Below are 21,536 nucleotides of genomic sequence, written 5' to 3' on the forward strand. Positions count from 1 at the left end.
CCCCCCCCCCCCCCCCCCCCCCCCCCCCCCCCGGGGAGGGTCACCCCTCGTCGAGCGCGTCCTGGACGAGCTTCATGAACTGCTCGGCGGAGAGCTGACCGGTCACCAGCAGGGCGGCGTTGGTCGAGGAGATGTTGCTCGCCTTCGCGTTGAACAGGGCCTCGAACCAGAGGACGCTGTCCTTGGCGCCGGCGATCTCGTCGGCGATCGTCTGCGAGATCGCGGGCAGCTCCACCTTCTTGTCCGCGATGAACCCGGTGATCTGGCCCTGCGCGAGCGCCTCGTTGCCGTAGTTCGACGTGATGCACTTCAGCCACGCCCCGACGCTGTTGTCGGCCGCGTAGGTCTTGGCGTTGAAGGTGGCCGGCAGGCCGACGTTGGAGGGGTACTCGTCGATCGAGCCGCTGCCCCCGGCGACGCCCGGGAACTTGAAGAAGCCCACGTTGTCGGCACCGATCTGGTTGCTGTCGCTGTTGATGTTGCCCAGCAGCCAGCTGCCCATGTAGATCATCGCGGCCTTGCCGGTGAGGAACTCGTTCGTCGCGGCGTCGTAGTCGAGAGAGGCCACGTTCGAGCCGAAGTAGCCGGCGGCGCCGAGGTCGGCGACGGCCTGCGCGGCGGCGACGTACTCAGGGTCGGTGAGCTTGGCCTTGCCGTCGGCGACGTCCTGGAGGGCGTCGGCGCCGAGGGAGCGGAACAGGTAGCCGGAGATGAGGCGGGTCAGCGGCCAGCCCTGCTCGCCCGATGCCGCGAACGGCGTGAGCCCGGCGCTCTTCGCCTCGCCCGCGATCTTCAGCAGGTCGTCCCACGTCTCGGGCACCGCCCAGCCGTTCTTCTCGAAGAGCTCCTTGTTGTAGAAGATGCCCTCGATGTTGTACTGGTAGGGCAGGAAGCTGAAGGAGCCTCCGTAGAGCTTCTTGATCGTCGACACGGCGCCCTCGGCGACCTTGTCGCGCACGCCGAGCTCGGTGAGGGCCTTGTCGAAGTCGACGAGGTAGCCCGCCTTGGCGAGCTTGGCGCCCTCCGCGGGGTTGCCGCCGGCCGAGAACATGGGGGGCAGGCCGTCCTGCGTCGCCAGGAGCTGGACCTGTGCGTCGAGGTCCGCCTGCGGGACCGAGTTGACCTCCAGGGGAGCGGCGTCGTTCTCGGCCGTGCACGATCCGGATGCCAGCGCGTCGAGCACGGGCTGGGTGGTCGTGTTCTCCGCGTTCTTCAGGAACTCGAACGTCGTCGGGTTGTCCGTGCCGCCGCCGCTGCCGCCGCCGGAGCAGCCGGTGAGCACCAGCGCGCTGGCGCCCAGGAGCACCACGGCGCTGAGAAGCGGCTTGTTCGGGCGCCGCCGTTTCGCTGTGAACACATTTCCTCCTTGAAAGTGGTCATCTCTTCTTTTGAGACGTTTCAATAGTGGATGCTAGGGCGCTCGCCGACCCCTGTCAACAGTGATTCCCGGCCCTGCGGAGCGGCAGAGCAGCGAAATCCGTGACAGGGATGAGCCGACTGGGGCAAGATGGGGACGTGGAGTTTGAAACGTCACAATCTCATAACGGGTCGTCGTCGACCCGTCCCGGCGTACGCGTCGGCATCCGTGACGTCGCCGCTCTCGCCGGCGTCGCCGTCGGCACGGTCTCCAACTACCTGAACCATCCCGACCGCGTCTCCGACGACAAGGCGCAGCGCATCCGCTACGCCATCGACTCCCTCGGCTTCGTGCCCAGCATCGCGGGCCGTCAGCTGCGGCTCGGCGTCAGCCAGGTGATCGGCTACATCGCCCCCGACGTGAGCAACCCCTACTTCGCCGAGATCGCGGAGAGCGTCGAGCGTCGAGCCAGTGAACGCGGCGTGACCGTCTTCCTCGCCAACTCGCATCGCAGCCGGGAGCGGGAGGACGCGTACCTCGAGGTGTTCGAGCAGCACCGCGTGCAGGGGCTGCTGGTTTCCTCGCACCTGCCGATCGAGGACCGTCTCGCCCAGGTGCGCAGACGCGGCACCCCGTCGGTCATCGTCGGCCAGCGCGCCGAGAGCTCCGAGCAGCCGTCCGTGTCGCTGGACGACGTCTCCGGCGGGCGCCAGGCGATGCAGCACCTGCTCGATGTCGGATGCCGTCGCATCGCCTTCGTGGGAGGCCCCCTCGGCATCCCTCAGGTGGCTGACCGCCTGGCCGGGGCGACCGAGGTCGTCCGCACCTTCGGCGCGGCGACCGTCGAGGTGATCGACATGCCCGACCGCACGGTGCGCGGCGGCCGCGAAGTGGCGCGCGCGCTCGTCGCGCGCCCCGAGGCGTTCCGCCCCGACGGCATCTTCGCGGTCAACGACCTCCTCGCGCTGGGCATGATGCAGGTGCTCGTGCAGGCCGGCATCGACGTGCCGCGCCAGACGGCCATCGTGGGCTACGACGACAACGAGTTCGCCGAGGTGTCCCTCATCCCGCTCACCAGCGTCCGGGGCCGTCACGAGGGCTTCGGCATCGCGGTCGTCGACGCCCTCTTCGACGCGATCGCGGGCCGGTCGGCCGCGGACCCGCATCGGATGTTCCAGCCGGACCTGGTCGTGCGGGCCAGCACCGAGGGCTTCGGCCGCGGCTGAGACCGACGGGCCGCGCCGACGGCTCAGAACTCCGCGACGACGGGGCGTCCCTCCTGCCACGCCATCATGTTGAGCACGAGGAAGTTCCAGTTCTGGAAGCCGCTGGTCATGATCGGCTCGCCCGTGTCGGGGTGGTAGTACTCGTGCAGCGCGCCGGAGGCCGCCAGATCGCGCCCGAACAGGGCGACCGTCTCGTCCACGAGCGCCGCCGCATCCGCGTCGAAGCCGTAGCGCGCCAGCGCGCGGAAGACGAGGTAGTTGCTGATGCCCCAGACCGGGCCGAGCCAGTTCGAGGGGTTGTTCGACGCCCTCAGGTCGTACTGCTGCTCCAGCCGCGACAGCGTCCGCACCCCGTAGGCGGCGCGGAACGTGCGGCGGTCCGCGATCCGCGCGCGCACGCGCTCCGCGCGGTCGTGCGGGGCGATGCCCGCCCAGAGGGGAAGGAAGCTCGACCAGTTGTCGATGCGCAGCAGCAGCGAGTTCCAGCGGCGCGGCGCGCCGCGGTGCAGCCAGTCCTCGGGGTCGACGGGGCGGAGGTGGAGGTCGGCGCTGTAGTACATGCCGTCGCGCTCGTCCCAGAGCAGCGCGTTGACGGCATCGGCGAGGTCGGCGGCGCGTCCGCGCCAGTGCAGGGATGCCGCGGCATCCCCGAGGTCCTCGCACAGGGCGCCGAACGCGAGCATCTCGCGGTAGAGCAGGCTGTTGAGGTAGACCGAGGCCGTGCTGCGGTCGGGGCGGTAGTACACGGACGGATCGTTGTCGACGCCGATCGCGAAGTCGGTCTGCCAGTAGGCGAGCCCGGTCGCCGGGTCCATGTGCGAGTGCACGTACCGCTCGAGGAAGCGTCCGATCCGTTCCCGCTCGGGTCTCAGCCACTCGGTCGACCCGCGCCGACGAGCCAGCAGCAGCGCCTGCTGGGCGACGATCGGCTTGTGCATGTTCTCGGTGAAGCCCGCCGCCCGGCCCGGATCGCGGTGCAGGAGCGGTCCGCCCGGCTTGATCAGGATCGGCATGACGCCGTCCTCGTCCATGTGGTCGAGGAAGTTGCGGATCGTCCCCTCCTCGTAGACGCCGAACAGGCCGGGCTGTCCGGTCTCCACCTCGACCTGGCCCATGACGACGCTGATGAACCACGAGTCCCAGTCCCAGAGCGTGTCGGAGTAGAAGGGGGACTCCGGGGCGCTGGGCACCGTGTACGGATGGGTGAGCACGCCGGAGGGCTCCCGGGTCATCCGGATCGTGGCGGCGTGGATGTACTCCGTGAGCAGGCTGCGGTGCGGTGCGGTCATGGGGGCTCCTCGATGAGCGGGTCGGTCGGGGCGGATCAGTCGTGAGCGGACGGTGCCGTGAGCGGAAGGATCGCGAAGGCTCCGGCGGGAACGGTGCGGGTGCCTCCGGGCTCGACGCGGACGACGCGCGGCACCCGGTCGAGGTTGGCCACGAGGACGCTCCCCCCGTCGTCGCCGCGCCCCCCGACGGCCCAGACGAGGCCGTCCGGGCTGTCGCCGTGCAGCAGGGTACAGGCTCGCCCGTCGGGCCCGGCGACGTCGGCGAGGGCGCGCAGCGCCGCGGCGACCGGCCGGTCCCGGCCCGCGGCGGTGCGGATGCCGCGGGGTCCCCACTCCTCGAAGAAGGTCAGCGCGGCCACCCCCGGCACGGCGAACGCCGCCGCGCTCGCGATCGTCCATGCGGCCAGCTCGTCGCTGTCGTGGCGCGGATCGTCGGCGTCGAGCAGCTGGGCGCCGTACCCCTCGGCCAGATCGGTGCGCCCGGGGCGGGGCGGGGGCGTGGTCGCGACGTCGTTGAAGCGCGGCCGGAGCGTGACCGGTCCGATGTGCACGGGGAGCCCCGACGCGATGTCCACGGCCTCCTGCGCCACCCGTCGCTGCATGGCGAGCGCCTCGACGAGCTGGTCGGTGCCGCGGCTGTGGAACAGCGGCGTGCTGCTGAGCACGATGCCGTCGAGCCCGTCCGGGAGGCGGTGGTGCTCGCGGTTGAGTTCGGTGAAGTGCGCGCGGGTTCCGCCGACGACCGGCACGTCGACGTCGGCGGCGCGCAGCGCCGCGCGCAGCGCCCGGATCGTCGGGCCGTCGGACACGTGGCGGGCCGGCCCGGTCGCAGGGAAGGCCGTCACGCGCGCCGTGCGCCGTCCGCGGAGGGCATGCGCCGCCGCCCGGAGCGCGTCCGGGTCGTCGTCCGCGAGCACCAGGCGCACCTCGACCGGCAGTCCCGCCGCGCCCGCCCGGTCCAGGGCCGCGCGCCAGTTGGGATCGGCGAGATCGATGTCGGCGACGACGTGCGAGCCGAGCGGCGAGCCGAGCGGCGGCGCCGGATCCGGCGCGGTCGCGGCGCCGAGGCCGAGGCGCGGGAACGCGCCGCCCGGTCGAAGCTCGATCACCGCGGCCGGGGCGGGCTTCGCCGTCTCGATCACCGGGGCCGAGGCGGAGGCCGTCGCCTCGATCGTCACCGTCTGCGTCACCCGTTCGCCCGCCGCGACGCGGTACGGGAACGGGAGGTCGAGGGGGCGGCTGTACGTCTTGAACGAGGCATCCGTCCAGTTGCGCTGATCCTCCATCTCGAACACGTCGCCGTCGAAGGTCAGCGCGACGCCGACGCCGCCCGCCGTCCACGCGAGGGCCGCGATGTCGCGCACGGGCTGGTGCGCGCTGATGCGCGGGGGGAAGCGCGTCTCCTCCGGCTCCGCCGCGGAGTGGACCACCCGCAGGGGCGTGCCGGCCAGCGTCGGCGGATGCAGGACCACGAGCCCCGTCCGATTGGTGTCGAACGGCTGCCGGGAGGTCAGGTCGCAGACGATCTCCAGACGATCGCCGTGTGCGTGCACCCGCACGATGCCCGCGAACGACGACCCCAGCCCGCTCGAGTGCAGGGCGATGACGATCGCGTCGTCGCGGGCGTCGACATCGTCGATCACGAGGGGTGCGGTGCGCCAGTCGTGGTCGCGGACGACCGCGCGCGCGGAGCGGAGCACCACGACGCCGTCGTAGGCGATGTCGGCGAGCTCGTCGCACCGCAGCTCGAGCGACCACCGCGCGCTGCGCCAGGGTCGCCGAGCCTCGTCATCCCACGTGCCACTCACAGCGACGTCATGCCTCCGTCGACCTGGAAGACCGCCCCGGTCGCGAAGGCGCCGTCGTCGCTCGCGAGGTAGACCATGATGCCGGCGACGTCGTCGGGGGTGCCGGCGCGGCCGATCGGGATACGGCCGACGATGGCCGCGCGCGCCTGCGGGTCGTCCGTGATGGCCGCGACCAGAGGGGTCTCGGTGTAGGCGGGCTGCACCGTGTTGACGCGGATCCCCCGATCGGCGTAGGCGGCGGCGACGGTGCGTCCCAGCCCGTGGATCGCGGCTTTCGACGCGCTGTACGCCGTGAAGTCCCGGCCCTCGCCGTTGACCGCGGTCGGGCTGCCGGTGAGGATGATCGCCCCGCCGCCGCGGGGGAGCATGCTGCGCACGGCGTGCTTGACGGTGAGGAAGGTTCCCGTGAGATTGACGTCGAGGGTGCGCCGCCAGACGTCCAGCTCGAGGTCGGCGGCGGGGGCGTCCTGCCCGAACAGCTGGACGCCCGCGTTCGCGACGACGACGTCCGGCGCCCACCCCGCGGCCTCCAACTCGGCGAACCCGGCGGCCACGGCCGCCTCGTCGGAGATGTCCATGCCGAGGGCGCGGGCGTGCGCGCCCAGGGCGGAGGCCGCGGTGGTCGCGGCATCCACGTCTCGGTCGGCGAGCACGACCCGCGCGCCCTCGCGGACGAAACGGGAGGCGACGGCGAGGCCGATGCCTTTGGCCGCCCCCGTGACGAGGGCGGTCTTGTCGGTGAGCTGTCCCATGCGATCCTCAGCGTTCGATGCGGTCGAGGTGGAGCATCCGCGCGAGGTTCTTGTCGAGCTCGTCGTCGCGGAAGATCTTCTTCCAGTCGTCCTTGATGATGCTCTCGCGACCGTAGTCCATCGCGATGAGGCAGGCGTCGCTGAAGGGGTTGTCGCCGCGGAGCCCATTGGCCAGCGCCACCTGCGTGTGCCCGTACAGGATGCTGCGCGCCGCCGCCTCGGGAACGCCCATCGTGTGGATCGCCTCGTGCAGCGCCTCGTTGAGGAGGGATCCGATCATGCACGCGACCGTCTCGACGAGGGTGGGCTCCAGCTGGGCGAGCTGCTTGACGCTCACCCAGTGCACGTCGATGACGGGGGCATAGATGGCGCGCACCGTCTCCTCGACGATCGCCTTCTTGCGCGGGTCGTCGCTCTCGATCGCGGCGATCGCGTCCTGCGGTGCCGCGACGCCGCCGAAGGTGTCGGCCCATTCCTCCTTCGACGTGCGCTCGAGGAACACCGACGGGTGGCACGGGTGGGCGACGGCCTGCACGATGTCGTCGCGGGTGGTCAGCAGGCCCGCGTAGGCGGCTGCCGGGTCGAGCGTCAGCACGATCGTCCCCGGCCGCAGCTGCGGAACCAGCTGCGCCGTCACGGGCCCGAGCGCGAGGTCTGGCACGGCCAGCACGACGATGTCGGCGTCGGCGACGGCGTCGGCGGCCTCGGACAGCACGCGACCCGCGGCACGCACGCGCTCGCGACCGGCGGGCGACGTCTCGACGTAGTGGACGGTGTGATCGGTGCGCACGAGGTTGTCGGAGACGCGCGTGCCCATCTTCCCTCCGGCTCCGAAGACGGCGATGGTGTGGCTCATGGGATTCTCCTCAGGTGGTCCAGGGCGGTGCGGGTCCATTCCCGCTCGGTGCGGACGGTGGTCTCGGCGTCGCCCTGCCAGGGCAGCCAGTGCTCGACGATCTCGTTGATCCCGCGCGCGGCGGGACGCACGGCGGCCCGCAGGTGCGCGTAGTCGTGCAGTCCGGTCCCCAGGGGGGTGCCGGTGAAGGTGAAGCCCACCCAGCCGTCCTGCCGCGCGAAGGCGAAGTCCTTGACGTGCACGTTGACCGTGGCGGACGCCGCGAGCTCGACCGTCGTCCGCGGTGTCTCCAGCCGGGCCACGACGTTGGCCGGGTCGAGGCACACGCCCAGCGCCGGGCTGCCGACGGCGGCGATGAGAGCGAGCAGGTCCGACGTCGCGATCTGCTCATACGTCTCCAGAGCCAGCGTCACTCCGGCTCGCTCGAAGTCCCGCACGGACGATCCGAGCCACGTCTGCGCCTGCGCCGTCGTGGGCGCCGAGCCGGGGCCGTTGAGCATGGACCGCACCAGGCGGGCGTCGAAGACCTCGGCCACCCGCAGGTAGCGGCTCAGGTGCTCCGGGACGATGCCCTTCGTGCCCAGCTCGATGGTCAGGCCCAGGTCGCGGGCCGCCGCCGCCGCCGCGCGCAGCTCCCGCTCGTTCATCGCGTCCAGCGGCGCGTAGTCGCAGATCTGGAACAGGTCGACCCCCAGCGTGCGGGTCGCCTCGAAGGCGCCGACCAGCGACAGGGGGTGGGCGACGCGCTCGGAGTGCTGCCAGAAGAAGGCGTACGTGCCCAGCCCGATCATGGCGCGAGCCCCGGCATCCGCGCGGCCTCGTCGACGACCGCGCGGAAGGCGGCGGGGTCGTGCGCGAACCGACCCAGGAACAGGCCGTCCACGGCGTCGCCGAGGCGGGCGAGCAGGCCGGGGCCGGCCGATCCGCCGTAGACGACGGCGGATCCGGCGCGTGCGGCGTCCGCGTCGAGCGCGACCCGCAGGGCCCGTGTCACCGCGGCGACGTGCGCGACGGGCGCCGGTGCGTCAGCCCCGATCGCCCACACCGGCTCGTAGGCGACGACGAGGCGCCCCGCGGGGGCGCCGTCGGTCGCGGCGCGCAGTTGCGCGAGGGTGGCGGCCGCGGCCGCCGCGGCATCCTCGCGCGCGCTCTCCCCGAGGCAGAGCACGGGCACGACGCCCGCGGCGAGGGCGGCGGCGACCTTCGCGGCCACGTCGGCGTCGGTCTCGCGGTACAGGCGCCGCCGCTCGGCATGGCCGATCTCGGCCAGCGTCACGCCGGAGCGGGTGAGCTCGGCCGCGGAGACCTCACCGGTGAACGCGCCGTCGCCGTGGGCGGAGACGTCCTGCGCGGCGACCGCGATCGGTGTGTCCCGGAAGGCACGGACGGCGTCGTCGATCTGCAGGTAGGTCGGCGCGACGAACACCTCGACGGCGCCGGCGCGGACCGCCGGGTGGGCGCCGACCTCGGCGGCGACGACGTCGAACCAGCGGCGGGCGCGGTCGCGGTCGAAGTAGGCCTTGAGGCTGACGCCGACCGTGACGGGGCTCACCCGCACGATCCCGTGCTCTCGTAGGTGGCGATGACGGCGACCTTCTCGGCCGACGCCGACGAGGCGTCGAAGCGGTAGGTGAGCCATTCGCGGACGAGGCGGCGCGCGAGCTCGATGCCGACCACGCGCTGGCCCATCGTGAGCACCTGCGCGTCGTTGGAGAGCACGCCGCGCTCGACGGAGAACGAGTCGTGGGCCGTCACGGCGCGGATGCCGGGGACCTTGTTAGCCGCGATCGCGACACCCAGTCCGGTGCCGCAGATGAGGAGCGCACGGTCGGCCTCGCCGCGGGCGACGCGCTCGGCGGCCTCGATCGCCACCGTCGGGTAGGGCGTGTGGCCGTCGGCGTCGACGCCGACGTCGACGAGGTCGGCGACGAGAGGGTGGGCCTGGAGGTCGCGCTTGAGGACCTCCTTGTACTCGAAGCCGGCGTCGTCGCTGCCGATGACGAGGCGCAGGGGTGCGGTCATGACGGGGTCCTCTCGGAGGGGCGTGCGGCGAGCACGGGGCCCACGGCGGTCGCGATGAGGGCGAGCGAGTGCGCGCCCGGGTCGGGGGTGCCGACGCTGTTGCGGCCGTGGGTGCGGGCGCGGCCACGACGGGGTACGAGGTCGGCGGTGGCGTCCGCGGCGGTGCGGGCGGCGGCGGCCGCGAGTGGCCAGGCGTCGGCGAGGCCGGCGCCGTCGCCCACGGCGCGCGAGAGCTCGGCGCTGAAGGGCAGGAGGGCGTCGACGAGCGTCTTGTCGCCGGGCTCGGCGCCGCCGTACCGCTGCACGGCGCGCACGGCGTCGGCGACGCCGGCCGCGATCGCCGCGGCATCCGGCGCGCCGGTGTCGCCCAGGTGCTCCGCGATGCGACCGAGGATGACGCCCCAGAGCGCTCCGGACGTGCCGCCGGCGCGGTCGGACCAGGCGTCGGCGGCGCGCAGGAGCGTTCCGCGTGCGCCTGCGCCGTCGGCGGCGGCCTCCGCGGCGGCGTGCCGTGCGGCACGGGTGCCGCGCTGCATGCCGATGCCGTGGTCGCCGTCGCCGGCGACGGCATCCATCCGGCCGAGCTCCGCGACGTTCGCGTCGATGGTGGCGGAGAGGGTGCCGAGCACATCGACCACCGTGGCGGCGCAGCGGCGCGAGGCCTCGTCGCCGGGAGGCGCCGCGGGCGCGGCGCTCGGCGCGGCAGGGATGACCGCGGCGGCGGCGGGCGCCGCGGGGCCGGGCGCGGCCGTCGCGCCGCGGCGGTACGCGGGGGTGTCGACCGGGCTGTCCCAGAGAGCGGCCAGCTCGTCGTCGAGCCAGAGGAGCGTGAGCGACGTGCCGGCCATGTCGAAGCTCGTGCAGTAGTCGCCGACGTGCGGGTCGATGACCTCCACCCCGGCGGCGGCGAGCAGATGGGCGACGCGGCGGTAGACGACGAACATCTCCTCGTGCGCCAGCGAGCCGAGCCCGTTGAGGATCGGCACCACCCGGGCGCCGCTCGCCTCGACGCCGTCCGGGATCTCGCCGAGAAGCGCGTCCACGAGCAGCGCGGCGAGCCCGTCCGCGGTCGGGATGTCGGTCTCGGCGACGCCCGGTTCGCCGTGGATGCCGAGACCCACCGCCATCCGGCCGGGCGGCACCGAGAACAGGGGCGCGTCGGCGCCGGGCAGGCTGCACCCGGAGAAGGCGACGCCGAAGGAACGGGTGCGCTCGTTGGCGAGCGCCGCGACGCGGGCCACGCCGTCCAGGTCGTAGCCCGCCTCGGCGGCGGCACCGGCGATGCGGAACACGGCGAGGTCGCCGGCGATCCCGCGGCGGCGGTGCCGCTCCGCGGGGGCCGCGCTCATGATGTCGTCGGTGACCGCGACGGTCGCGCACGCGATGCCCTCGCCGCGCAGTCGCTCCTGCGCGGCGTCGAAGTTGAGCACGTCCCCGGCGTAGTTCCCGTACGCGAAGAAGACGCCGCCGCCGGCGTGGGCCGCCGACGCGACGGCGTGCACCTGCTGCGCGGAGGGGGAGGCGAACAGGTTCCCCATCGCGGCGCCGTGCGCGAGGCCCGGGCCGACGAGACCGCCGAAGGCGGGGTAGTGGCCCGATCCGCCGCCGACGACGACCGCGACCCGGCCGGGCGTGGTGCCGCCGGCGCGGACGACGCCTCCCGTGACGCGGCGCACGTAGCGGGCGTGCGCCGCCACGAAGCCGTCGATCATCTCGTCGGCGAAGTCGGCCGGATCGTTCCACAGCCGCGTCATCGCGCGCTCCGCGCGGTCGCGGCGTGCGCACGAGTGCTCTGGAGTGGGTCCACGGTGACTCCTGGTCGATCGGTCCGGCGGCGAGCTGCCGCTCACCCGTCGATATTCTGACAAACCGGTTGACCAATTGCAAGAACCGGTTGACCAATATCTCGCCCGTGACGGCGACTGCCGTATGTTGGTCCCGTGCCCGCCTACCCGGACGACCGCTCCGCCGAGATCACGGCGGCGCTCGGCGCGCTGCCGTCCGGGACGCCCGTGTCCGAGGTCGCCCGACGGCTCATGGATCTCTTCACCGGCGGCTCGCTCGCGCCCGGCACGCGTCTCCCGCCCGAGCGTCAGCTGGCCGCCACCCTCGGCGTCGGCCGCTCGGCCGTTCGCGAGGCGCTCGCCGCGCTGGAGATCCTCGGCATCATCGACGTCCGCGCCGGCTCCGGCACCTACCTGCGCGGGACGGCCAGCGACCTGCTGCCGCAGACGCTGCGCTGGGGACTGCTGATCGGACAGCAGAACACCGCCGAGCTGCTCGAACTGCGCTCGGGTCTGGAGATCTACGTCGCACGCCTCGCGGCCGGACGGGCCGACGTCGCGCATCGGGCCGCCCTCGCGGCATCCCTCGATCGCATGCGGGCGGGCACCGCCGACCTGGGCGCCTTCGCCCGCGCGGATGCCGAGTTCCACGAGACGCTCGCCGCGGCCGCCGGCAACGACACGCTGGTCGACCTGCTGCACGTCGTCCGGTCGCTCCTGCAGGTCTACGCCGACCGCGCGGTGCACGACGAGGCGGCGGCCCTGCTGGCCATCGACGAGCACGCCGCCGTGCAGGCCGCCGTCGCCGCCGCCGACGCCGATCTCGCCGCCTCGGCGATGGCGACGCACATGGCGACGGCCTCGCGCCGGCTCTCGGAGGATTCGGGCCCGCTCAGGCCGGAATGACGACGGTGCTGAACGAAGCCGCCGGCAGCTCGAGCGACAGCACCCGTTCGCCCAGCAGCAGGCTGATCGGCAGGGGCTCGGCCAGCTCGTTGTGCAGGACCACCACCACCGAGCCGTCCGGGTTGCGGAACACCAGCTGATTGTCGTGGCCCGCGACGCACCACGTCGGCAGCACGCGGGCTCCGGGCCGCACGAACGCGGCCACGTGCTTGAGCACGAGGTAGTCGGGCGTGTACCGGAAGGTGCGGCGCTGCGGATCGACCACGACGAGCGAGTTCTGGGTCCAGCCCCATCGGCTGCGGCCGCCCTCGGGCAACGCGATGTTCCAGTACTGGTAGGCGTTCGCGCCGTTTCCGAGGAAGTGCTTCATGAGGCGCCACGCGTAGCGCGCCTGGCGCCAGTCGTTGCGGCCGTCGCCGCACTCCTGCTCGGTCTGGACGATGCGCAGGTCCGGATGCAGGCGGTGCAGCGCCGCCACCGCGCCCTTGCCCGCCCACTGCACGCCGATCCCCGACACGACCGCGGCCGCCGCATCGTCGGCGAGCACCGCGCCCACCAGACGGTCGTCGGCGCGCTCGAGGGTGCCGAGGTACACCTCGACCCCGCGGGCCGCCATCTGCGGTCCGAGGTGGCGCAGCAGCGCGGCCAGCCCGGCCGGCGTCCACGTGCAGCTGGGGAAGACCTGCGGCGAGTTGAACTCGTTCTGCGGCATGACCATCGAGATCGGGATCCCGCGCTCGGCGTAGGCGTCGACGAATCGGCCGAAGTAGGCCGCGTAGGCGCGCAGGTGCTCCTCGTCGGTGCGGAACATGTCGGTGCCCTCCGCGCCGACCTGCTCGGGTCGCAGCCCGTTGTCGACGTCGCCGAAGAACGGATGCGGCATCGCGCCGGCGTAGTGGCCGTTGCGCTTCATCCACGTCGGCGGGCTCCACGGGGACGCCCACAGCCGCAGGTCGGGCCGGTGCGCGCGTGCGGCGCGGATGAACGGGACGAGCGTCTCGTCGTCGTGCGACGCGTCGAAATGCGCCAGCGCGAGGTCGCCCGGCGTCTCGTCGTACGAGTACCAGTCCAGCGAGAAGTCGTTGGCTCCCACCGGCATCCGGCACAGCCCGAACGACGCGCCCACCCCGGGGGCGAACAGCTCGCGGAGGATGCCGTCGCGCTCCTGCGCCGTGAGCAGCCCGAGCGCCGCCCAGCCCAGTTCGTTGAAGCAGGCGCCGAAGCCGTCGATCTCCTGCTGCGGGTCGTCGACCGCCACGATCACGTCGGGCATGGCCGTGGGGGCCGCCAGGACGGGCGGGGGCGCGGCGCGCCACGGCTCCTCCGGCGTCGTGACGGTCCAGGTCGTCGCGTTCATGCGTCGGTCCGGGTGAGACGCACGGCGATGTACGGGCGACCGGGCAGCTCCACCCGCAGCTGACCGGTGTGGTGGCCCGGGATCTCCTCGATCGTCATGTTCCAGGTGTCGATGACCTCGACGCGCCAGGTGCCGTCGCCGAGGATGACGTGGCGGAAGCGCGGGCGGTTGAACCCGAAGTAGCCGACGCGCACGCGTCCGCCTCCGTCGCCTCCCCAGGGCACGTCCCAGTCGCCCGGCAGCGGGTCCCATACGCCGTCGGGGGCCTCGCCGATCAGCCGGTCGAGGAAGGCGATGCGGGCGGGGGAGGTGCCGTGGAGCACGCCACCCTTCGACCACCACAGCACCTCGTCGTCGTCCTGGTCATCGGCGTCGACGTCGGCGGGACCGGCGGGATCGGCGGGGAGCGCGGGCGGATAGTAGGTCTCGCCGTGGCCGATGTAGCCGCCGCGGACGGCGCCCTCCCAGAAGCGGCGGACCAGCTCCTCGCCGGTGATGTTGCCCCAGCCCTGGTCGATGTCGCCCTCGTAGGCGCACTCGTCGACGACCACCGGCTTGCCCCACCGCTCGCGCCACTGGTCGGTGTTCTCCGCCGTCCGGTACACGTCGACGCGCTGCACGGAGACATGGGTGATCCACGGCCGGCCGTAGTCGTAGAAGGGCCGGCAGTTGTGGATGGACAGCAGATGGCCGAACGGATCCTCCTCGCCGATGACGGCGGCGAGGCGCTCCCAGTCGTCGAGGTCCTTCGACCACAGCAGGTCGTACTCGTTCGCCAGCGACCACCAGACGTTGGCGAAGCCCGTCAGCCGACGGATCACGTAGCGCAGGTAGCGCTCGTCGACGGCCGGGCCGAGGTCGGAGAAGCCCCAGCGGTCGTAGGCGTGGAACAGGATGAGGTCGGCCTGGATGCCGAGGGCCGCGAGATCGGCGATGCGACGCTCGAGCCGGCGGAAGTGCGCGGGATCGAACCGTTCGAGATCGAAGCCCTCCGCGAGCGAGCCGACGAACGGGAAGTCGAGCGGCTCGTTCGCGTTGTACAGGTACGACTTCGGGAACACGCACATGCGCAGCTTCGCGAACGGCGCCGCGGCCAGGGTGCGCAGCGTCTGCTGCTGTCGGGCCTCGCTCTGGTGCGTCCACGCGTAGGCGGTGGTGCCGATCGGGCGGTGGCGTGCGCCGTCCGCGTGCCGGAAGTGGAACCCGTCGACGCGCACCGGTCCGTGCGCCTCGACGGGGGCGGCGGCGACCTCGAGGCGTCCGGTCACGCCGTCGAGCGAGCGCGCGGTCGATCGGGTCTCGAAGCGCCATTCGCCCTCGGCATCCGCGAGGGCACGGATCACGTACACGCCGTCGCCGTCGTAGAAGCCGCCGACGCGCACCGTCGTGCCGTCGGGTCGGGTGAACAGGGCGTCGAGGTCGACGTCGACGAAGGGGTTGCCGTGCGCGGGACCCGACAGTCGCACCTCGAGCGGGTCCCATCGCCGCGTCGGCGCCGCCGGCGCCGGAACGGCCGAGCCCCGGGGCACGTCCTCGCCCTCGTAGGCGGGATCGGGCGCGATCGCGGGGGCGTGCGGCGCGCGCGCCGTCCCGTCGCCGACCTCGGCCAGCGCGGCCCACAGCGCGTCGCGCGCGGACGGGTCCTCCAGCTCCGGCACGAGGGCGACCAGCTGGCCCAGGCGCGCGTCGCGGAACTGCTGCGCCATCGGCGAGGCGGCGATGCCGGGCAGGTGCTTCTCGAGCACGGCGCGGCCGGCGGGGCTGTCGAGCGTCTCGCCGAACGTGCTGGCGCGGTCGAACATGGTGCTCCTCGGGTGGGTGTCAGGCGGTCGGCGTCGTCGCCGCGCGAACGGCGGCGTCCACGGCGGCGAGCACCGGGGGCGGGGTGAACATCAGGGCGGTCGCGAGCGGGCGCCCGGCCGTCCAGGTCGTCTCGGCGCGCACGGTGGCGACGCGCTCGGGCGCGGCGGCGGCGAGTGTCTCGAGGAGGGCGGCGTAGGCGCGGGGGTCGTCGATCACGGCGGCGAGGTCCGCGTCGAGCCCGGGCAGCGCAGGAAGGGGCGCCGGCGGAGCCGCCTCGACGCGCCACTCGTGCGTGCCGGGGCCGACCGTGGTGCGCAGCCCCGGAAGGTCGACCTCGGCATCCGTGTTGGCCGGCACCGTCGCGGTGACGACGATCGTCCCGCCCTCGCGGCGCCACGCGACGGCGGCCTCACCGTAGGGGGTGAGGTGGCGCGCCGACGCGTGGTCGAGCGACGCGAGGGGGCGGGGTGCGACGCGCAGGCGGCGATAGCCGGGGGATGCCGGGCCGAGCCCCGCCACGGTGCGATGCAGCCAGTCCGCGACGGCTCCGAGCGCGTAGTGGTTGAACGAGGTCATCTCGCCCGGGTTGACCGTGCCGTCGGGAAGCAGCGAGTCCCACCGCTCCCAGACCGTCGTGGCGCCCTGCGTGATCGGGTACAGCCACGACGGGCAGTCGGTCTGCGTGAGCAGACGCTCGGCGGCGTCGAGGTGGCCGGTCGCGGTGAGGGCGTCGGCGACGAGCGGCGTGCCGACGAAGCCGGTGCCGATGCGGTAGCCCCCCTCCCGGACGAGGGCCGCGAGCCGTGCGCCCAGCGCCGCGCGCAGGTCGTCCCCCTCGACCAGATCGAACTGCAGCGCGAGCGCGTACGCCGTGGGCGCGTCGCTCATCATGCGGCCGGCGGGGGTGACGTACTCGGCGGCGAAGGCGGCACGCGAGCGGGCGGCGAGGGCCCCGTAGCGCGCGGCATCCGCCTCGTGCCCGAGCAGGGCGGCGGCGTCGGCGACCTGCTGCAGCGAGCGGGCGAGATAGGCGGTGGCGACGATGTCGACGTCGACCTTCGCCTGGCCCGGCTTGTCGGGCGGGGCGGCGGGGTCGAGCCAGTCGCCCAGCTGCATGCGTCCCGCCCAGAGACCACCGTCGCCCGCGTCGCGCAGCACCGCCTCGACCCACGCGCGCATGCTCGGATACTGCGCGGCGAGGACCTCGCGGTCGCCGAAACGCTCCCACAGGACGGTCGGCACCACGGTGGCCGCGTCTCCCCACGCGGCGGTGGGCCCGCCCCCGGCGAACGCCGGCAGCGCCGAGGGCACCACGAGGGGGACGACCCCGTCGGCGCGGGCCTGCTCGTGGGCGAGGTCGCGCAGCCACGACGCGAGGAAGCCCGCACAGTCGTAGAGGAACGTCGCGGTCGGCGCGAACACCTGGATGTCGCCCGTCCAGCCCAGACGCTCGTCGCGTTGCGGGCAGTCCGTCGGGATCGAGAGGAAGTTGCCCCGCATGCCCCACCGCACGTTCTCGTGGAGCTTGTCGACGAGGGGGTCGGATGCCGTGAACCAGCCGGTGCGCGTGAGATCGGTGTGCAGGACGATCGCCTCGACGTCCTCCGGGGCGACGTCGAGGCCCGTGATCTCCGCGTAGCGGAAGCCGTAGAAGCTGAAGCGCGACTCGAGGACGTCGTCGCCGCCGGACAGCTCGAAGGTGGCGGTCGCGGCGGCGTTTCGCAGGGGGCGGAGGGCGAGCTCGCCGTCCTCGAGCACCTCGGCGTGACGCACGACCACGCGCGTGCCCGCCGCCCCGCGCACGCGCAGGCGCAGGCGGCCGACGAGGTTCTGACCGAAGTCGAGGATCGTGCCGCCCGAGGCGCTCGTGACGACGGCGGCGACGGGCAGCGCCTCGATCCGCCGCACGGGCGGGGCGATGCGCGGCTCGGGCACCGGGACCCGGTCGTAGCCCGGCCGCGCCGCGGGGCCGACGCGGGCCGGGCTCCAGGATGCGCCGGCGGCGTCGCGGCGCAGGTCCTGGTGTTCGCCGGCGTAGATCCCACTGTCCACGACCGGTCCGTCTCCGCTCGCCTCCCACCCGGGGCCCGTGGCGGCCACCGTGGCGACCGTCCCGTCGGCGTAGGTCACGCGCAGCTGCGCGAGCAGCGACGGCTGGTCGCCGTAGAGGCGGTCGGTGAAGGTGAAGAACCCGTACCGCTCGGTGTACCAGGCGCCGGCGATCGTCGCCGACAGCTCGTTGGGGCCGGGGTGCACGAGCGCCGTGACGTCGACCGTCTCCAGGACCAGGCGGTCGCGGTAGGCGCTCCAGCCGGGGGAGAGGACGTCCGCCGTGACGGGGGCGCCGTTGACGGCGGGCTCGCCGACGCCGAGCGCGGTCCAGAACAGGAGCGCGCGGGTGACGGGGCGATCGAGCGTGAACCTCGTGCGGACCTCGGCGGGCTGCGCCGCACGCGCGGGCTCGGCGAGGCCGATGGGCAGCGCGACCCACTCGCCGTCGGCGAGGAAGCCCGCCTCCACCTCGCGCGGTGCGCTCCAGGGCGTGGACCGGCCGTCCGTGCTGTGGGCGCGCACCCGCACCGAGCGCCGTTCACCGGCGGCGAGCGGGGCGAACGGCCACGCCACGAGGGCGCTCTCGTCGCCGGTGAGCGTGACCTGCTGCGCTCCGTCGGACAGCTCCGCCGACGCCTGCCGCCAGCCGGTGACGTCCCCGCCGACGACCCAGCTCAGTCGCGGACGCGCGGTCGGGACGAAGGTGGTGTCGTCGCGCACCTCGGCGCGCAGGCTCTCGATCACGGTGCTCACGGTCACGCTCCGAGCAGGGTGCCGAGCTCGCGCGCGAGCGACACGGCCCGAGGGTCGGCGCCGCCAGGCCACGGGCCGCGCACGATCGTCCAGGCGAAGGTGACGCCGGTGTCGGGGTCGGCGCACGCCAGCGCCCCCGCCGCGCCGTCGTGGCCGAAGGCCCGGGGCCCGCCGAAGGCGAGCGGCTGGGACGGCTTCTGGAAGACGATCGCGTGGGCGCGGTCGTGCTGGTGCAGCACCTCGTCGTAGCCGCGGACCTGTTGCTGGCCGATCTGCTCGACCGTGTCGGGCGAGAGGAACGGGGCGGCGCCGTCGACGCCGGTGACCGCGGCGGCGAACAGGCGCGCGAGCCCGCGGGCCGTCCCCGTCCCGGCGGTCGCGGCGTGGCCGTACCGGTAGTTGCGCGGCGAGTTGGTGTGGTCGATGTCCCGGCTGAGGGGTCCGAACACCACGGGCCCCAGGGCGGAGAACTGCGGGGTCGCCGTGGCCGACACGGGACGCACCATCGGCTTCAGGGGCGTGAAGCGGTGCTCCTGATCGGACGGCAGGCCCAGGTGGAAGTCGATTCCGTGGGGGGCACGGATCTCGCGCTCGTAGAACTCGTGCAGCGTCCGGCCCGTCACCCGGTGCACGAGCTCGTCGCCGAGGCTGCCGATCGTGATCGCGTGGTAGCCGAACGCGCTCCCCGGTCGCCAGAAGGGTCGCGTGTCGGCGAGACGGGCGGCCGCGGCGTGATGGTCCCACAGCTCCTCCCACGTCAGCGGCGTGCTCGCCTGGGGGAGCCCGGCCTGGTGGGAGAGCAGTTCGCGGACGGTGACGGCATCCTTGCCCTTCGCGGCGAACTCGGGCCAGTAGTGGGCCACGCGTTCGTCGAGGTCGATGAGGCCCCGCTCGAGGAGGAGCCCGATCGAGAGCCCGATCGTGTTCTTGGTCACCGAGAAGGGGATGAGCATCGAGTCGGCGCGGATGTCGGGACCGCCCCAGGCGTCGAGCACCGGGGTGCCCCGGTGGAACGCGGCGACCTGGAACGACAGGCCGTCGTCCTCGCGGAGGTATCCGTCGAGGCGTTCGACGACGGCCGCGAGCCGCTCATCGGCTGCGCCCTGCAGCAGGCTCGCCTCGACGGCGGGCATCGGCGCGCTCACGCGGTCACCGTCCACGATGCCGCGAGCGGCAGATCGACGACCGAGGCGCCGACACGCAGCGTGTACGTGCCGGGCTCGACGCGCCACCCGCCGCCGTCCCAATACGCGAGTCGCCGGTCGGGGAGCGGAACGGAGACGGTGCTCGTCTCTCCCGGCGACAGCTCGACGGCGGCGAAGCCGACCAGCCAGCGCTCGGGACGCTCCACCGCCGAAGCGGCGCGCTCGGCGTACACCTGGACGACCTGCTTCCCGGTGCGCGCGCCCGTGTTGGTCAGCGTCACCGCGACCGCGTCGCCGTCGCGCTGCGCGTCGTCCCACGACCAGGTCGTGTAGCCGAGGCCGTGGCCGAAGGCGAAGGCGGGTGCGGCGGCCTCCTTGAGCCAGGCACGGTAGCCGATGTGGATGCCCTCGCGGTAGCGCAGCACGCCGTCCTGCGGGGTGACGTCGACCACGGGGACGTCGGCGAGCGTCGCGGGCCAGGTGGTCGGCAGGCGGCCGCCGGGTTCGCGGGCGCCGGTCAGCACGTCGGCGATCGCGTGGCCGAACTCCTGGCCGCCGAAGTAGCCCTGCACGACGGCCGACACCTCCTGCGCCCAGGGGAGCGCGACCGGCGAGCCGGCGTTGACGACGACGATCGTGGGCGTGCCCGTCGCCGCGACGGCGCGCACGAGCGCGTCCTGCGCGCCCGGAAGGTCCAGGCTCTCGCGGTCGTAGCCCTCCGACTCGACGCGGGAGGTGGTGCCGACGACCACGACGGCGACGTCGGCGGATGCCGCGGCGGCCACGGCCCGGGCGACGAGCTCGGCGTCGGGGGTGGGCGTGGGCGCGATGCCGACGGTGGCGCTGAGCGCGCCGGCGAGGGCGCCCTGCGGGTCGCACGTGAACTCGACGCGGATGTCGCGGGGCGCGCCCGCGGTGACGGCGACCGTCGTCGTGAGCGACGGCGGGTTGAGGAAGGCGGCGCCGAGGTCGGTGCCCTCGATGACCGGGCTGTCGTCGAGGACGAGCTCGCCGTCGACGAAGAGGCGGCCGGGGTTCGCGCCCGCGAACCCGAGCTCGATCGCGCCCGTCTCGGCGGGGGTGAAGCGGGTCTCGAACACGACCGTGCGGCTCGCGGCGATGGGCGCGTCGCCGCCGAACCACACGAGCGCCGTCGAGCGGCGGTCTTCGGCGAACAGCTCCGTGCCGGCGTCGTCCAGGAAACGCACCCGCAGACCCGGCTCGCCGGTGACGGGGTTCTGCAGCTGGGCCAGCGGGATCTCGACCACGCCGTCCTGCACGAGGGCGCCGAGCTCGTAGGAGACCTCGACGCCGGGAAGCGCCGCGCGCAGACCCTCCAGCGGTGAGACGACGTGCGCGGGGACGACGGTGGCGCTGCCGCCGCCCTGCGTGCGGGCGTCGCGGGCGTTCTGGCCGATGACGGCGACCGATCCGAGGGATGCCGCCTCCAGCGGCAGCGTGCCGTCGTTGCGCAGCAGCACGGTGCCGGCCACGGCCGCGTCGCGGGCGAAGGCGGGGCCGTCGATCGCGGGCACCGCGGCGCGGCCGGCCGGGTCGGCGTCGCCGAGGGCGCCGACGCGCTCGGCGAGCAGGAGCAGGCGCAGCACCTTGCGGTCGAGGTCCTCCTCGGCGACGCGACCGTCGCCGACGGCGGCGACCAGGTCGGCCCACGCGGGGGCGGGCCCGGGCATCGCGAGGTCCTGCGCGGCCGCGACGGCGTCGAGCGAGCGCACCGCCGTCCAGTCGCTGATCACGACGCCGTCGAAGCCCCATTCGCTGTTCAGCGGGGTCTCGAGCAGATCGTTCTCGGTCATCGTGACGCCGTCGACCGCGTTGTACGCGCTCATGATGCTCCAGGCGTGCGCCTCGGTCACGGCGCGCTCGAACGGGGCGAGGTACAGCTCGCGCAGTGCGCGGTCGTCGACCTCGACATCGACCGTGAAGCGGTCCGTCTCCGAGTCGTTGGCGACGTAGTGCTTCGGGCAGGCGGCCACGCCGTTGTCCTGCAGGCCGGCGACGTAGGCGGCCGCCAGCGCGCCGGAGAGTTCCGGATCCTCGCTGAAGCACTCGAAGTGGCGGCCGCCGAGGGGACTGCGGTGCAGGTTGATGGTGGGGCCGAGGACGACGTCGACATCCTTCGCGCGGGCCTCCGCCGCGGCGGCCGCGCCGTAGCGGTAGGCCAGATCCACATCCCACGACGCGGCCAGCGCCGACCCGGAGGGCAGGTTCAGCGACGGCTCGCGCTCGTCCCAGCGCGGCCCGCGCACGCCGGCGGGACCGTCCGACAGGGTCATCGCCCGCAGCCCGATCTCGGGCAGCGGCACCGTCGTCCAGAAGTCGGCGCCCTGGACGAGGGCGGCCTTCTGCTCGAGCGTCAGCTTCTCGAGCAGGGGGCGCAGGTGGTCGACGGGGGCGGTCATGGTCAT

At 73.6% G+C, this 21,536-nt stretch carries 16 protein-coding genes; 2 read left to right on the forward strand and 14 right to left on the reverse strand.

The genetic code is table 11. The annotated features are described in order from the left end of the window. Positions 1-40: 40 nt before the first annotated feature. On the reverse strand, positions 41-1,357 hold the full coding sequence (locus tag AC1Q49_RS03390; protein WP_060958297.1) for an ABC transporter substrate-binding protein: 1,317 nt from the start codon (positions 1,355-1,357) through the stop codon (positions 41-43). Between the two features lie 158 nt (positions 1,358-1,515). Between AC1Q49_RS03390 and AC1Q49_RS03395 the strand changes: the two genes are divergently transcribed. Then, positions 1,516-2,583 carry a LacI family DNA-binding transcriptional regulator gene (locus tag AC1Q49_RS03395; protein WP_492490941.1) on the forward strand — a complete coding sequence of 356 codons (1,068 nt, stop codon included), beginning with the start codon at positions 1,516-1,518 and terminating at the stop codon, positions 2,581-2,583. A 23-nt stretch (positions 2,584-2,606) separates the two neighbouring features. On the opposite strand, the gene AC1Q49_RS03400 is transcribed toward AC1Q49_RS03395, so the two are convergent. From AC1Q49_RS03400 to AC1Q49_RS03435, 8 genes are read right to left on the reverse strand one after another with little or no spacing between them, the layout of a single operon-like run. Next, positions 2,607-3,872 carry an MGH1-like glycoside hydrolase domain-containing protein gene (locus AC1Q49_RS03400; protein WP_492490942.1) on the reverse strand — a complete coding sequence of 422 codons (1,266 nt, stop codon included), beginning with the start codon at positions 3,870-3,872 and terminating at the stop codon, positions 2,607-2,609. Between the two features lie 35 nt (positions 3,873-3,907). After that, a complete protein-coding gene (locus AC1Q49_RS03405; protein WP_492490943.1) occupies positions 3,908-5,680 on the reverse strand; it encodes a D-apionate lactonase family protein in 1,773 nt (590 codons plus the stop codon). Further along, the gene (locus AC1Q49_RS03410; protein WP_492490944.1) at positions 5,677-6,432 is read right to left on the reverse strand and encodes an SDR family NAD(P)-dependent oxidoreductase; all 756 of its coding nucleotides are present in this window, start codon (positions 6,430-6,432) and stop codon (positions 5,677-5,679) included. Before AC1Q49_RS03410 ends, AC1Q49_RS03405 begins: the two co-directional genes overlap by 4 nt. Positions 6,433-6,439: 7 nt before the next feature. After that, a complete protein-coding gene (locus tag AC1Q49_RS03415) occupies positions 6,440-7,288 on the reverse strand; it encodes a phosphogluconate dehydrogenase C-terminal domain-containing protein (RefSeq protein WP_492490945.1) in 849 nt (282 codons plus the stop codon). Next, on the reverse strand, positions 7,285-8,079 hold the full coding sequence (locus AC1Q49_RS03420; RefSeq protein ID WP_492490946.1) for a sugar phosphate isomerase/epimerase family protein: 795 nt from the start codon (positions 8,077-8,079) through the stop codon (positions 7,285-7,287). Before AC1Q49_RS03420 ends, AC1Q49_RS03415 begins: the two co-directional genes overlap by 4 nt. Then, entirely contained in the window at positions 8,076-8,840 is a 765-nt protein-coding gene (locus tag AC1Q49_RS03425; RefSeq protein ID WP_492490947.1) for a triose-phosphate isomerase, read from the reverse strand. Before AC1Q49_RS03425 ends, AC1Q49_RS03420 begins: the two co-directional genes overlap by 4 nt. Continuing rightward, positions 8,837-9,310: a ribose-5-phosphate isomerase gene (locus AC1Q49_RS03430; protein ID WP_101305494.1), complete on the reverse strand. Its 474-nt coding sequence runs from the start codon at positions 9,308-9,310 to the stop codon at positions 8,837-8,839. Before AC1Q49_RS03430 ends, AC1Q49_RS03425 begins: the two co-directional genes overlap by 4 nt. Beyond that, the gene (locus tag AC1Q49_RS03435; protein WP_492490948.1) at positions 9,307-11,064 is read right to left on the reverse strand and encodes a dihydroxyacetone kinase family protein; all 1,758 of its coding nucleotides are present in this window, start codon (positions 11,062-11,064) and stop codon (positions 9,307-9,309) included. The genes AC1Q49_RS03430 and AC1Q49_RS03435 overlap by 4 nt, the downstream gene beginning before the upstream one ends. Positions 11,065-11,250: 186 nt before the next feature. Between AC1Q49_RS03435 and AC1Q49_RS03440 the strand changes: the two genes are divergently transcribed. Beyond that, positions 11,251-12,000, forward strand: a complete 750-nt coding sequence (locus AC1Q49_RS03440; RefSeq protein WP_492490949.1) for a FadR/GntR family transcriptional regulator — start codon at positions 11,251-11,253, stop codon at positions 11,998-12,000. On the opposite strand, the gene AC1Q49_RS03445 is transcribed toward AC1Q49_RS03440, so the two are convergent. Genes AC1Q49_RS03445 through AC1Q49_RS03465 form a run of 5 tightly spaced genes read right to left on the reverse strand, consistent with a single transcriptional unit; the run spans position 11,987 to position 21,530 of the window. Next, on the reverse strand, positions 11,987-13,357 hold the full coding sequence (locus tag AC1Q49_RS03445; protein ID WP_191009527.1) for a glycoside hydrolase family 30 protein: 1,371 nt from the start codon (positions 13,355-13,357) through the stop codon (positions 11,987-11,989). The genes AC1Q49_RS03440 and AC1Q49_RS03445 overlap by 14 nt on opposite strands. Then, the gene (locus tag AC1Q49_RS03450) at positions 13,354-15,159 is read right to left on the reverse strand and encodes a DUF5605 domain-containing protein (RefSeq protein WP_492490950.1); all 1,806 of its coding nucleotides are present in this window, start codon (positions 15,157-15,159) and stop codon (positions 13,354-13,356) included. Before AC1Q49_RS03450 ends, AC1Q49_RS03445 begins: the two co-directional genes overlap by 4 nt. Before the next feature lie 19 nt (positions 15,160-15,178). Continuing rightward, positions 15,179-17,965: an alpha-L-rhamnosidase gene (locus AC1Q49_RS03455; RefSeq protein ID WP_492490951.1), complete on the reverse strand. Its 2,787-nt coding sequence runs from the start codon at positions 17,963-17,965 to the stop codon at positions 15,179-15,181. Between the two features lie 2 nt (positions 17,966-17,967). Then, positions 17,968-19,110, reverse strand: a complete 1,143-nt coding sequence (locus AC1Q49_RS03460) for a serine hydrolase domain-containing protein (RefSeq protein WP_492490952.1) — start codon at positions 19,108-19,110, stop codon at positions 17,968-17,970. Further along, positions 19,107-21,530 carry a beta-glucosidase H gene (locus tag AC1Q49_RS03465; protein WP_492490953.1) on the reverse strand — a complete coding sequence of 808 codons (2,424 nt, stop codon included), beginning with the start codon at positions 21,528-21,530 and terminating at the stop codon, positions 19,107-19,109. Before AC1Q49_RS03465 ends, AC1Q49_RS03460 begins: the two co-directional genes overlap by 4 nt. Between the last annotated feature and the right edge of the window lie 6 nt (positions 21,531-21,536).

It is taken from the genome of Microbacterium sp. MPR-TSA4 (assembly GCF_058792815.1).